Here is a 13619-nt window from a genome sequence, read left to right as displayed (position 1 = left end):
ATCACATACTTATAATACATTATCGATTAATTAGTTACATTAAAATTAGACAATTTAGATGTAATACTATAAGAAAATTCACTAACAACCAACCCGTATTTATAACCTTCCAACCAATAAACCAAAAGCAAAGCCCTTTTTTATAAACTAAAAAAGGGCTTGTTTGTTTAAGTAAATCTATAAGCCGAATCCTGTACCCTCTCTAAAAGAAAAGGCCCTTATCATTTATCTGAATATACTATTACTAGTACACTTTAGCTGCCCACCCTCCAACATCGAGCGTGCCGCCCTCAAGCATTGGTATACATGGCATTGCACCACATAGAGTTTACCTGGTTTCACTACAGCATTACCTGTACATACTTTCTGTTGCACTTTTCCTAACCTCTCGGCTGGTGGCCATTAACCACTATGTTGCACTACGGTGTTCGGACTTTCCTCCATTCTATAAATAGAACAGCGATAAGGCAATCTACTTGAGCGCAAAAATACAATAATTACTATCTTAATCTATTAAACTCACTTTTATTAAATATGAAAAGTTGTTAATAACTCATGCTAATTTTAACGACCAAAACACTAATATATACACCGATTTTTTAACTTTGTTGTTATAAGTATTTCTATGGAACATTTTATTGTATCAGCTCGTAAATATAGACCTCAAACATTCAAGGATGTAGTTGGGCAACAAGCTATTACTAATACTTTATTAAATGCTATAGAAAATAATCATTTAGCCCAAGCACTTCTATTTACAGGACCTCGTGGTGTTGGTAAAACAAGTTGTGCTCGTATTCTTGCTAAAATGATTAATAATAAAGACAATGATAACGCTGATGAAGATTTTGCTTTTAATGTATTTGAACTTGATGCTGCTTCTAACAACTCGGTAGATGACATTAGGAATTTAACTGATCAGGTTAGAATCCCACCACAAATTGGTAAATATAAAGTCTATATTATCGATGAAGTACACATGTTGTCTCAAGCCGCTTTTAATGCCTTTTTAAAGACTTTAGAAGAGCCGCCGAAACATTGTATATTTATATTAGCAACTACAGAAAAGCATAAAATTATTCCTACCATCTTATCTAGATGTCAGATTTTTGATTTTAAGCGTATTACTGTAAAAGACACTAAAAATTATTTAAAATATATTGCTGAAGAACAGGAAATCACTGCAGATGATGATGCCCTACATATTATAGCCCAAAAAGCAGATGGAGCTATGCGTGATGCACTTTCTATTTTTGACCGTGTCGTTAGTTTTTCTGGGAAAAATTTAACCAGACAAGCTGTAACCGAAAATTTAAACGTTCTCGATTACGAAACCTTCTTTACAAGTACAGATTTTATTTTAGAAAACAATATTCCTCAACTCTTATTACAATTCAATAACACATTATCTAAAGGGTTTGATGGTCAGCATTATATCGCAGGTTTAGCATCTCATTTTAGAGATTTATTGGTTTGTAAAACACCACAAACGGTAGAACTTCTAGAAGTTGGAGAAGAAACGAAGCAGAAATATCTGGAACAGGCTAACAAATCGCCTCAAGACTTTTTATTAAAAGGTATTGCACTCGCCAACGACTGTGATTTAAAATATAAATCCAGTAAAAACCAGCGACTCTTAGTCGAACTTTGTATCATGCAGCTTGCCTCTATCACTTTCGATGGAGAAAAAAAAAATAGCAAACGGTTCATAATTCCGCCTTCTTATTTTAGAGCAAAGGGTATTACCCCTATTCCTGTAAATAAACCCGTAGTTTCAAATTCTGATATTCCTGAAGTAAAAGAACCACAAATTGTTGTTGCATCAACGCCTGAAACTTCAATAAAAAAAGAAGCGTCCTCAAAATTTTCAGATTCTACAATTCCTAAAATTGTACTATCAAGAGAAAATAAGCGAACTTCTGGCTTGTCTTTAAAGAGCATTCGTGCTAAAAAAGATCATGAAATTAAGCAAAATGAAGTCGTTTACGATGAAATTAATTTACCGACAGACGATTTTATTGAAGAAGAGATGCAAACTGCATGGAAAGATTTTGTAAGTGTACTTGAAGTAGAAGGAAAGCATAATTTAGCTTCAATTCTATCTATAGATATTCCAAAATTAAAAGACAAAACAACCATTACTGTTGAGTACCCAAATCAAACAAATAAAGTAGAAGTTGAAAGAAGTCAGTTTCATTTAATGAGTTTTATACGGAAGCGTTTAAATAATTTTGATGTCAGTTTAAACATCGTTATTAACGAAGAAAAAGAAAAGCAATACGCTTATACTCCTCGGGAAAAATTTGAAAAAATGTGCGACAAAAACCCAAGTTTAGAACTTTTAAGAAAGACTTTCGATCTCGATGTTTAAAAAACTAAAATCCAGTATATTATGCGTAATTGTTTTAATAATAATTACCACCCTTTCTAGTTGCGATGGTCGTGATAAATCACGTATAAATCCGAAGCAGATTTTAGCAGATAAAGGCATGCTAACGTCCTTTTCCGAACGCATAAATTATCTGCCAGAAAACTATTCTGAAACAATAACCGATACGATTTTAAAGACAGGATATAACGTTCATATTAAAACCTATATGGATATGAATTCTAATGTTCTTAAAGCTGAAATAAAAGACAGTTTAAATATAAAAACGTTTTATAGAAATGCAATCGCTGATGTTTCTGTAGAAGTAAATAATAAAAACATATTCAATCATACCATTTCAAAAATATTTATAACTAATAATATTCAAGGTATTTCTGAAGCGCTTCAACCCTATATTTTTAAAAGTATTTGGATAGACGATGATCATGTAACTTCTGAAGATTCTGTGTTATTTAATATTTTATACAGTAAACCAGAAAATGCCTCGGATAACAAATCTTTTCTACTTACAATTTCTAAAGAAGGTGATTATAAAATTACTGAAACGATAACTAAAATTTAAAGAGTATGCTAGGCTTAAAATTACCAACAGATCCAAGATGGGTAAATATCGTAGAGAAGAATGTTGAATTCATTTTAACCGATCACGCCTATTGCGAACAAAAAGCAACAAGTACTGCCATTTCATTAATTGTTAGTTTTCCTGAATATACAGATTTGGTTCAAGAAATGGTGGCTTTGGTAAAAGAGGAAATCAGTCATTTTAAAATGGTTCACGACAAGATTATAGAAAACGGTTGGGTTTTAGGTCGCGATAGAAAAGATGAATATGTTTTAAAACTAATAACGTTTTTCCCAAAAGGCGGAAGCAGAACGACGCAATTAGTACATCGTTTACTTTATGCTGCTTTAATAGAAGCTAGAAGCTGTGAGCGTTTTAGATTATTATCTAAAGAATTAAAAGACAAAGAATTAGCCGAATTTTATAGAAACTTAATGGTTAGTGAAGCCAATCATTACACCATGTTTTTAGGTTTTGCACGACAATACGGTGATAAAAATGAAGTGAACGAAAAATGGCAAAACCTTTTAGAATTTGAAGCAGAAATTATGGCCGATTTAAGTAAAAGTGAAACCATTCACGGATAATCCATATTAATCTCACTTTAAAACAATCCGTTTACTTTCTAGCAAACTCTTTTAGAACCTCAATAACATAATCAACATCTTCTTTCTCATTATAATGTGAGAAAGAAAAACGAATAGATGGTTTTTTAAAATCGTCTGCATTCAATATTTCTTCTAAAACATGCGATCCTTTTTGACTACCGCTTTGGCAAGCACTTCCACGAGAACACGCTATTCCTTTTAAATCTAATTGAAATAAAAGTAGTTGCGTTTTATTTGCTTCGAATGGAAAACATACATTTATCATAGTATATGCAGTGTTTTCTAGGTTTGAGGAATCACCATTGAAAGTAGCTTCAGGAAAAGCATTTTTTAATTCAGAAATAAAATAACGTTTCAAATTAGTGATATCGTCTCGTTCCAATTCTAAATTTTGATATGCAAATTTAAAAGCCGTTTCTAACCCTACAATATTATGAACAGATTCTGTTCCTGCTCTTAATCCGCGTTCTTGTTCCCCACCATGAATCATGGCATGTAAACCTGAATGTTTTCTTATAAATGCAAAACCAACACCTTTTGGACCGTGAAATTTATGCGCACTAGACGCTATAAAATCTACAGGAATATATTGTAAGTCCAATTCGTAATGTCCTACAGATTGCACAGTATCGCTATGAAAAAGTGTATTGTACGACTTACAAAGCTCTGCTACACGTTTAAGATCTAAAATGCTTCCTATTTCGTTGTTTACATGCATTAAACTCACTAGTGTTTTTTTTTCAGAAGCACTCAAAAGTTGTTGTAAATCATCATAATTTACGGCTCCGTATTCATCTACAGACACATAATTAACCGAAATATTATAATTTTCTACTAAAAAATCAATGGTATGCAATACAGCATGATGTTCAATTTTGGAAGTAATAATCCGTGTAACTCCTAAATCTTTTACAGCACTTAAAAGCACCAAATTATCGGCTTCTGTTCCTCCCGATGTGAAAACAATTTCGGAAGATTCAACTTTTAATTGCTTGGCAATGGTCTTTCTAGCAGTTTCGACTAATGTTTTTGAAGAGCGACCAAAACTATGCGAAGACGATGGATTTCCGTAACTTTCATTCATTACGTCTGTCATTTTCACAATAACTTCTTCTCTTATTTTCGTGGTTGCAGCACTATCAAAATACACCTTTTTCATATTGCAAAATTACTTTAAATAAAATTATTTTCAATAAGACTATTTATAATTTGTCAAATCATTATTTTTGTGGCTAAATAAAATTCTATGCGTAAGTTATCATACATTATTTGCTTAAGTCTACTCTCATTTTTGTCTTGTGACGATGGCGATATTATTACTGTTGATTTTGATTTTGATGACACTTATGTAAATTGTGGCGAATTGGTATTTTACAATATAAAATCTGATCCCTATGAATCGTTGTCATTACAAATCACATCTCCTCAACTTACAATGGAAGATCTTTTAGATGTTGGCGTAGACAATACTCTGGTAACTATAGTATCTGTTAATTCCGCAAATCCTTTTAATTATCGTGCATATAATGCTGATCCTTCAGATTACTTCTGTAGTGATGTACCTCCTTCAGACGTTATCGTTACAAACGATTTAGAAAGTACTTCCGGAGTAGCAACAATTACAACTATTTTAACAGAAGACGATAACGATGGGATTCCTGCAAATGTTGAAGACGCTAATTTAGACGGAGATGATGATCCAAGTACAAACCCTACAGATACTGATGGAGATGGTATTCCTGATTATTTAGATGATGATGACGATGGTGATAATATAAAAACGAGTAGCGAATCTCCTAATTACGAAGACGGAATAGGATTTGTTGATTCTTTAGATACTGATGGTGATGGCATTCCTGATTATTTAGATACAGATGACGATGGTGATGATGTTTTAACGCGTGATGAAGAAAATAAAACACAAGATCAAAATCCTGCAAACGATATTACATTTAGTAGTGTTGGCCCAGATTATTTAAACCCAGATGTAGCAACAACTGTACCTGCTACCGCCTATAGACAACACACCATAGAGCAATCTTACGATGTTACTACTGTTTTAACAAACATTCAATTACCTGGTGTGAGTCAGGAAGTTTTTTATTTTGGAACTTTAGATGATAGTGCTACAACCAGTCAGCTTTATATAACACCCGCATTTCCGACAGATTAATCTAAAATCTGTTCAGCGTGTGCTTTTGTTTTTACTTTTAAGATGATGTCTTCAATGATACCTTCTTCATTAATTATAAAAGTGGTTCTATGAATACCATCGTACTCGCGGCCCATAAACTTTTTTGGTCCCCAAACTCCAAATGCATTGATAACTGTTTTGTCTTCATCAGCCAATAACGGGTATTGAAATTTGTATTTGGTTTTAAAATTAGTTTGGCGTTTTTCACTATCGGCACTTACTCCTAGTATTTCATAATTAGAGGATTTAAAACGTTCGTAGTTATCACTTAAGTTACAAGCTTCTGCTGTACAACCAGGTGTACTAGCTTTAGGATAGAAAAAAATCACTAATTTTTTACCCTTATAATCATTTAAAGAAATTATATTGCCATCTTGATCCTTTGCAGAAAAATCTGGAGCCTTATCTCCTATTTTTAAAGTCGTCATATTTATTAAATTTATTCAAAAATACAATAATGACTAAACAAGAAAAAGTAGAGTTTGTTATAAATACCTTAAATGATTTATATCCTGAAATTCCTATTCCTTTAGATCATAAAGATCCATACACTTTACTTATAGCGGTATTAATGTCTGCTCAAAGCACAGATGTTCGCGTAAACCAGATCACTCCTATTTTATTTGCAAAAGCAGATAATCCTTATGATATGATTAAACTTACTGTTGATGAAATTCGCGATATTATTAGACCTGTCGGATTATCTCCAATGAAAAGTAAAGGTATTCGGGGATTATCTGAAATTTTGATTGATAAATATAATGGTGAAGTCCCTAGAACGTATGAAGCTCTAGAAGAATTACCTGCTGTTGGCCATAAAACAGCTGCGGTTGTATTGTCGCAAGCTTTTGGTATTCCTGCCTTTCCTGTAGATACACATATTCAGAGATTAATGTACAGGTGGAATTTAAGTAATGGTAAGAATGTAGTCCAAACAGAAAAAGATGCTAAACGTTTATTTCCTGAAGCATTATGGAACGATTTACATTTGCAAATTATTTGGTACGGTCGTCAATACTCACCTGCTCGTGCTTGGAATTTAGATAAAGACATTATTACCAAAACTATTGGTAGAAAAACTGAAATCGACAAATATTATAAATCAAAAAAGTCCTGATTAAATCAGGACTTTTTTGATTTTAGTTTAAAATAATTTTAAACTTTTCAGTGTTACAATCCATAACACGAAGTGCTTTAGAATAATCCAAAAGAAATTTTAATGTTTCTTTTTTGGGATTTAATTTAATTTGACTCGAAGTCTTAGAGTAAAGTTTAGCCATTTATAATATTTTAATGTTATTAATATTATAACGGTAGTTTTATCTGTTTATTATGCTAATTTGTTAAAACGATATTATTTTTTTCTATAATTTTTCGCATATTAATTAAAGCATAACGCATTCTTCCTAATGCCGTATTAATGCTAACTCCAGTTTTATCTGAAATTTCTTTAAAACTCATGTCGTTATACATTCGCATTAAAATCACTTCTTTCTGATCTTCTGGTAATTCATCAATTAACCGTCTAACATCAGTTTCTACTTGATCTTTTATAATTTGTTTTTCAGCATTTAATGAGGTGTCACTTAAAACCGAAAAAATACTAAACTCGCCAGAATTATCAAATTTTGGCATACGGTTATTCTTTCTGAAATAATCGATTACAAGATTGTGTGAGATACGCATTACCCAAGGAATAAATTTTCCTTCTTCATTATAATTTCCAACTTTAAGGGTATTTATAACTTTTATAAAAGTGTCCTGAAAAATATCTTCAGCCACATCTCTATCATAAACTTTAGAATAAATGAAGCTATAAATTTTCTGTTTATGTCTTACAATAAGCGTTTCTAAAGCCTGTTCATTTCCTTTTATGTAGTCACTTACTAATACAGCATCTGTGATAAGTTCTTTTTGCATAATCAATCCTTTTAAGACAAAGAAGAGTCAATCTTCTCAATTTTGGTTAAAATGTTTTAAAAGTAATTGTGCTGTATAGGCTGTATATAATTTATATTATTGGTTTCAAATATATAAATATTCTTAAACAAAACACAAAATTTTTTTTATATTTTTTTTAACATTTTAAAGGACAACAATCTATTTTATAAGCTGAAATACTTATGTTATCTTTGGAAATTATACGTAAATGAAGCTATGAGTATTAACCTTTCTGAAGTAAATCCAAAAGAGAACATCATAATTAAAGGTGCAAAACTGCACAATCTTAAAAATATTGATGTCGTGATTCCTAGAAACAAACTTGTAGTTATTACAGGACTTTCGGGTTCTGGAAAATCAAGTTTAGCTTTCGACACGCTTTATGCTGAGGGTCAGCGCCGTTATGTCGAAAGTCTTTCCAGTTATGCTAGACAATTTTTAGGGCGCCTTAACAAACCAAAAGTTGACTATATAAAAGGTATAGCTCCTGCAATTGCAATTGAACAAAAAGTAAATTCCACCAATCCAAGATCTACAGTAGGTACAACTACAGAAATTTACGATTACCTTAAATTGTTATTCGCTAGAATTGGTCGAACTTACTCGCCTGTCTCTGGACATGAAGTAAAAAAAGATACAGTTACAGACGTGACTACGTATTTAAAAACATTTAAGGATGGCGATAAATTATTACTCCTTGCTCCTATTATTCTTGAAGAAGGCCGCGAATTAAAAGATAAACTCAGCGCCTTAAAACAACAAGGTTATGCGAGAGTTAAAATTGCCGAAAGCGTTATTAGAATTGAAGATGCGCCAGATGATGCTAAGGTTGAAACGATAGAACTTGTAGTAGATAGAATTATTTTTAGGGACGATGAAGATTTCTTTAATCGATTAGCAGATGCAATTCAGACTGCTTTTTATGAAGGGAAGGGAACGTGTTCCATTCAAGCTTTAAGCGATAATAATACACGCACTTTTAGTAATAACTTTGAATTAGATGGCATTACATTTCTTGAACCTAATGTGCATTTATTTAGTTTTAATAATCCTTATGGAGCTTGTCCAACCTGCGAAGGTTATGGTGATATAGTAGGAATAGACGATGATTTAGTGATTCCAAACACGGCACTTTCTATTTACGAAAATGCTATTTTTCCCTGGAGAGGAGACAGTATGAGTTGGTTTAGAGATCAATTAGTTAACAATTCTCATAAATTTAATTTCCCGATCCATAAACCATATTTTGAATTAACCGATGCTCAAAAACAACTTGTTTGGGATGGGAATCAATATTTTGAAGGCTTATCTAGTTTCTTTGCAGAGCTTGAATCTAAAGCATATAAAATTCAGAATCGTGTGATGTTATCACGCTATCGCGGAAAAACGAAGTGTAAAACCTGTCAAGGAAAACGCTTACGTATAGAAGCAAATTACGTTAAAATTGGAGGTAAAACTATTACTGATTTAGTAGAATTACCTTTCGATAAATTAGCTATCTTCTTTAAAGCTTTAGAATTAAATGAAAATGACACGAAAATCTCTAATCGCTTATTAAAAGAAATCAATAGCCGTTTAGAATTTTTATCTAACGTTGGTTTAAATTATTTAACACTTAACAGACGCTCGAATACCTTGTCCGGTGGTGAAAGTCAGCGTATAAATTTAGCAACGTCTTTAGGAAGTAGCCTTGTGGGTTCCATGTATATTTTAGATGAACCAAGCATAGGATTACATCCAAAAGACACCGAACGTTTAATCGATGTTTTAAAAGCACTTCGTGATTTAGGAAACACTGTTATTGTTGTAGAGCATGACGAAGATATCATGCAAGCTGCCGACGAGATTATAGATATAGGTCCAGAAGCAGGAACATTTGGTGGTGAAGTTGTGGCTACAGGAACTTATGCAGATATTCTAAAGTCGGAATCTCTAACTGCCAAATATTTAAATGGTGAGATGGAAATTAAAGTTCCAGAAAAACGCATAACCTCAAAATATCAAATTGAAATTATTGGAGCTCGTGAACATAATTTAAAGAATGTAAATGTCACGTTTCCTCTTAATATGCTTACCGTTGTTACTGGTGTTTCTGGTAGTGGAAAAAGTACGTTGGTTAAAAAGATTCTATATCCTGCCATTCAAAAGGAGCTTACAGGATTTGGAGATAAACCTGGACAATTTTCTGAATTAAAAGGAAATTACAGCACAATTAAAAACATCGAATTTATCGATCAGAATCCTATAGGGCGTTCTTCTCGTTCTAATCCGGTAACTTATGTTAAGGCTTACGACGATATTAGAAACTTATATGCCAATCAGAAATTAAGTAAAATTCGTGATTATAAAGCCAAACATTTTTCTTTTAATGTAGATGGTGGTCGTTGCGAAACCTGTAAAGGTGAAGGTGAAGTGACTATAGAAATGCAATTTATGGCCGATGTGCATTTACAATGTGAAACCTGCCATGGAAAACGTTTTAAAAAGGAAGTCTTAGAAGTTGCCTTTCATGATAAATCTATAGACGATATTTTAAATATGACTATAGATGATGCTATATCGTTTTTCGATTTACACAAGGAAACTAAGATTAAAAACAAATTACAACCGCTTCAAGATGTTGGTTTAGGTTATGTTACTTTAGGACAGAGCTCCTCTACCCTATCTGGAGGTGAAGCGCAACGTATAAAATTAGCAACCTTTTTAGGAAAAGGAAACACTAAAGATAAAGCCTTGTTTATTTTCGATGAACCTACAACTGGGCTTCATTTTCACGACATTCAAAAACTATTAAAATCCTTTAGAGCTTTAATCGAAAAAGGGCATTCTATTATAGTTGTTGAACACAATTTAGAACTAATAAAATGTGCCGATTACATTATAGATCTTGGTCCTGGAGGTGGTGAATATGGAGGTGAAGTGGTGGCTTTTGGAACTCCTGAAGAACTCGTGAAAAATAAAAATAGTGTGACAGCTAAATATCTAAAAGATAAAATTTAGATTTTAATAAAATAGAAAAGCTGCAGTTCCTATAATAGCAAAGGCAACGGGAATAACTATAGATATAAATAACACTGAGATTAATGCTGCTTTTACAAAGCTCGTTCTCTTTCTTGATTTATAAAATTTGCGTAATGCAAAATACAAATACACAAAACTTATTAAGAGTAAAAGTTGATTAAAAAAACTTGGTAATTCAACAATAAAATGAATAACAGTAAAGATGCTAAACATCATAAATAAGAACGAAAAATAGAATAAGCTAAATACTAAATGTTGTGCAAAATTTCCGCTTTTGTAGTACATAAGCTTTAAAAAGAAAGCAAATACAGGAAGTAACACAAATAATGAAATAGGAATATAATTATAAAACGTATCTATTAAAGGTGCACTACTTCTATGCTTATAAAATTTAAATAATTGCGAATAGAACTTTTTTTCAAAAGTACTAGCTCCCGAATCCACCCCTAAACCTTCTAAAACTTGATTTCCAGTAGCACCTGCGACAACCAATGAATCCAAAGTCTTTCTGTTCAATAACAATTTATTGCCATTATCTATTTGAATTTCAAGACTATCCATTCCATTATTAAATTTATCGAGGTCTTGGAAAGCATCTTTTTCAGCAAATAAATCCATGGTACTAAAATTTTCTTGTACTTCAGCATCAATGCGTTTCTCTTGTTCTGTAATTTCAAAAGAAAATAAAAAGAAGAATACGACACTGGCAAACAAATAAAACTGTGCGGGATTTAAGTATTTTAATCGTTTTCCTTCTACAAATTGTAAAGGCAGAAATCCTGGTTTAAAAAGTAAAGGAAAAAAACTCTTAAAAAATCGTGCATCTACAGAAAAATAATTGTTAATCGTATTTACAAACACATCATTAACAGTTAACTCTTCATGGTAATTTTGACCACAATTTGTACAATATTTAAAAGTATCATCAAAACTAAAATCGCAATTTTTACAGGTTTTACTCATATATAGAAAGAAAAATATAAAAAGTGAAGATAAGTAACTTTTTAAAACATCTTATAATTAATTACCTTAGTGGCTTATAAAAACCACTTATGAAATATAAAATAGTTAAAGAAGATATCGTTTATCAAGATTTTTTTAAAATAAAAAAAGCAACAATTTTGCACGATACTTTTAAAAGTGATGAGCAAATTGAAGTCGTTAGAGAGTGTTTAGATCGTGGCAGTGCTATTGCTATTCTTCTTGTTGAAAAAGATACCGATTCCATATTATTAACGAATCAGTTTAGATATCCAACCATTACACATCCTAATTACGATGGTTGGCTTTTAGAAATTGTTGCAGGTTGTATGGAAATAGATGAAGACCCAATAGAATGTGCTAGACGTGAAGTAGAAGAAGAAATTGGATACGAAATTAAAAAGATGGAATTTATTGGTGAATATTTTGCATCACCAGGAGGAAGTTCAGAAAAAGTCCATGGATTTTATGCTGAAGTAAATTCAACAGATAAAATATTTAAAGGTGGCGGATTAGATTCCGAGCAAGAGGATATTCAATTGGTGAAATTTCCTATTTCCGAAATAAAAAGCAAATTAGATGCTAATGCGTTTAAAGATGCGAAAACTATTATAGCCTTACAATGGCTGCTTTTAAACAAAAATTATTAAACAGGAAAACCTCTATTTTATTATTAATTACTCAGAAATTCATTTAATTCATATGTATTATTATTAATAAAATTCAATTTTATCTACTATTAGTTCAATAACGTTTTTTTGTTTTGGCACACTGTTTGCATTTATTTCAGTACGAACCAAAAAATTGATGAACTATGAAATCATTTTTTACTTTACTTGTTATATTTCTTTTCGCTGTTCCTGCGACAAAAGCAACGACCTATATACCTTCAGAATCGAAGGTCATTAATTATAATAATCCGAAGTCATTTATTTTTATTGAGCAAGGTGTTGAATTTTCAATCTTCCAAGATGGGCAATTCGACTTTTATATGCAAGGTGTAAATAATAACGTTAATGTTTTATTTAACTCTCAAAATGTGCAATTCAGTTTTAATACGGGATATAATTATAATCCGTATGTGCAATACGATCAATACGGAGCCATAGTACAAATTCAAAATATACCTGTGTATTACGATAATTTTGGGCGGATTGCTAGAGCAGGAAATGTAGCCATAAATTATAATGGGTATGGTTTAGTTTCTAATATTGGTAATATGAATATTTATTACAATAATTACGTTTATACACACTACTCAGGATACATTAATCCGTACAATATTAATTATGTTTATAGACCTTGGCATGGTTATTACCAAGTTCCTGTATCTAATTATTGCGTTGTTTACAGTACGCCTTATAGACAAAATTACCGTCCTGTAAGACAGACTTATGCTAAGCCTTACTATAATAACAGTAGACCTGAAGTTAACAGATATCCAAAATCAAATAATAATAATAATAATAGCCCAAATAACAGATATAATAATAGTTCTAGAACTGCAGAAGTTAATAAAGATTATACTAACAGCAGAACAAACACTATTGATAATACAAATACGCGTTCAAGTAATTCTAGCAGATCAAATTCTATAAATTCTGCTAGTTCTAATACATCTAAAAGAACACCAAGTGTGAATTCTAGTAGCAACCGTGTAACAAATAGTAGTGCAAGACAGAGCACCACGAGTTCACAGACACCTACTAAATCCCGTTCGGTTAATAGTAACTCAAACGATAGTGCTCAAAACTTTAACAGAAATTCTGGACGTACTACACAACCTAAACAGACTACAACACGTAAATCTAATAGTGATAGATCTAGTTCAGACTCGAAAAGTGTTGGTACATCTACTAGAGAATCCTCTAATAGTTCAAGACAAAGTATATAAATTTGATATAATGAAGGAGGTTCTGCGAA

The 13619-nt window shown here is 31.8% G+C and carries 12 protein-coding genes and 1 other RNA gene; 8 read left to right on the top strand and 5 right to left on the bottom strand.

Translation table 11 applies throughout. The features are described 5' to 3' along the window. Positions 1-164 precede the first annotated feature (164 nt). Positions 165-479, bottom strand: an RNA gene (gene rnpB, locus R6X41_RS06130) — RNase P RNA component class A. Positions 480-625: 146 nt separating this feature from the next. On the opposite strand from rnpB, the gene R6X41_RS06125 reads away from it, so the two are divergent. From R6X41_RS06125 to R6X41_RS06115, 3 genes are read left to right on the top strand one after another with little or no spacing between them, the layout of a single operon-like run. Continuing rightward, the gene (locus R6X41_RS06125; protein ID WP_318498429.1) at positions 626-2371 is read left to right on the top strand and encodes a DNA polymerase III subunit gamma/tau; all 1746 of its coding nucleotides are present in this window, start codon (positions 626-628) and stop codon (positions 2369-2371) included. After that, positions 2364-2951, top strand: a complete 588-nt coding sequence (locus R6X41_RS06120; RefSeq protein WP_318498428.1) for a hypothetical protein — start codon at positions 2364-2366, stop codon at positions 2949-2951. Before R6X41_RS06125 ends, R6X41_RS06120 begins: the two co-directional genes overlap by 8 nt. Positions 2952-2956: 5 nt before the next feature. After that, positions 2957-3538 carry a MiaE family protein gene (locus R6X41_RS06115; protein WP_318498425.1) on the top strand — a complete coding sequence of 194 codons (582 nt, stop codon included), beginning with the start codon at positions 2957-2959 and terminating at the stop codon, positions 3536-3538. Between the two features lie 31 nt (positions 3539-3569). On the opposite strand, the gene R6X41_RS06110 is transcribed toward R6X41_RS06115, so the two are convergent. Beyond that, positions 3570-4718, bottom strand: coding sequence for a cysteine desulfurase family protein (locus R6X41_RS06110; protein WP_318498423.1), 1149 nt, complete (start codon positions 4716-4718; stop codon positions 3570-3572). Between the two features lie 87 nt (positions 4719-4805). On the opposite strand from R6X41_RS06110, the gene R6X41_RS06105 reads away from it, so the two are divergent. After that, the gene (locus R6X41_RS06105) at positions 4806-5732 is read left to right on the top strand and encodes a hypothetical protein (protein ID WP_318498421.1); all 927 of its coding nucleotides are present in this window, start codon (positions 4806-4808) and stop codon (positions 5730-5732) included. On the opposite strand, the gene bcp is transcribed toward R6X41_RS06105, so the two are convergent. Next, entirely contained in the window at positions 5729-6181 is a 453-nt protein-coding gene (gene bcp, locus R6X41_RS06100; protein ID WP_318498419.1) for a thioredoxin-dependent thiol peroxidase, read from the bottom strand. The genes R6X41_RS06105 and bcp overlap by 4 nt on opposite strands. A gap of 29 nt (positions 6182-6210) precedes the next feature. Here bcp and R6X41_RS06095 point away from each other — a divergent pair, with 29 nt between their 5' ends. Beyond that, the gene (locus tag R6X41_RS06095) at positions 6211-6870 is read left to right on the top strand and encodes an endonuclease III domain-containing protein (RefSeq protein ID WP_318498417.1); all 660 of its coding nucleotides are present in this window, start codon (positions 6211-6213) and stop codon (positions 6868-6870) included. 218 nt (positions 6871-7088) lie between these two features. On the opposite strand, the gene R6X41_RS06090 is transcribed toward R6X41_RS06095, so the two are convergent. Continuing rightward, positions 7089-7673: an RNA polymerase sigma factor gene (locus tag R6X41_RS06090; RefSeq protein WP_318498415.1), complete on the bottom strand. Its 585-nt coding sequence runs from the start codon at positions 7671-7673 to the stop codon at positions 7089-7091. Positions 7674-7910: 237 nt separating this feature from the next. On the opposite strand from R6X41_RS06090, the gene uvrA reads away from it, so the two are divergent. Further along, positions 7911-10694, top strand: a complete 2784-nt coding sequence (gene uvrA, locus R6X41_RS06085) for an excinuclease ABC subunit UvrA (protein WP_318498414.1) — start codon at positions 7911-7913, stop codon at positions 10692-10694. A gap of 3 nt (positions 10695-10697) precedes the next feature. On the opposite strand, the gene R6X41_RS06080 is transcribed toward uvrA, so the two are convergent. Then, on the bottom strand, positions 10698-11678 hold the full coding sequence (locus R6X41_RS06080; RefSeq protein ID WP_318498412.1) for a DUF3667 domain-containing protein: 981 nt from the start codon (positions 11676-11678) through the stop codon (positions 10698-10700). An 89-nt stretch (positions 11679-11767) separates the two neighbouring features. Between R6X41_RS06080 and R6X41_RS06075 the strand changes: the two genes are divergently transcribed. Together R6X41_RS06075 and R6X41_RS06070 are read left to right on the top strand one after the other, a co-directional pair. After that, positions 11768-12346: an NUDIX hydrolase gene (locus R6X41_RS06075; protein WP_318498410.1), complete on the top strand. Its 579-nt coding sequence runs from the start codon at positions 11768-11770 to the stop codon at positions 12344-12346. Between the two features lie 164 nt (positions 12347-12510). After that, positions 12511-13590 carry a hypothetical protein gene (locus tag R6X41_RS06070; RefSeq protein WP_318498408.1) on the top strand — a complete coding sequence of 360 codons (1080 nt, stop codon included), beginning with the start codon at positions 12511-12513 and terminating at the stop codon, positions 13588-13590. Positions 13591-13619 lie beyond the last annotated feature (29 nt).

The sequence above is a fragment of the Formosa sejongensis genome, assembly GCF_033447105.1.
Lineage (GTDB): Bacteria > Bacteroidota > Bacteroidia > Flavobacteriales > Flavobacteriaceae > Formosa.
The sequence above is the reverse complement of the archived record's forward strand: the minus strand, read 5'-3'. Positions and strand labels throughout refer to the sequence as shown.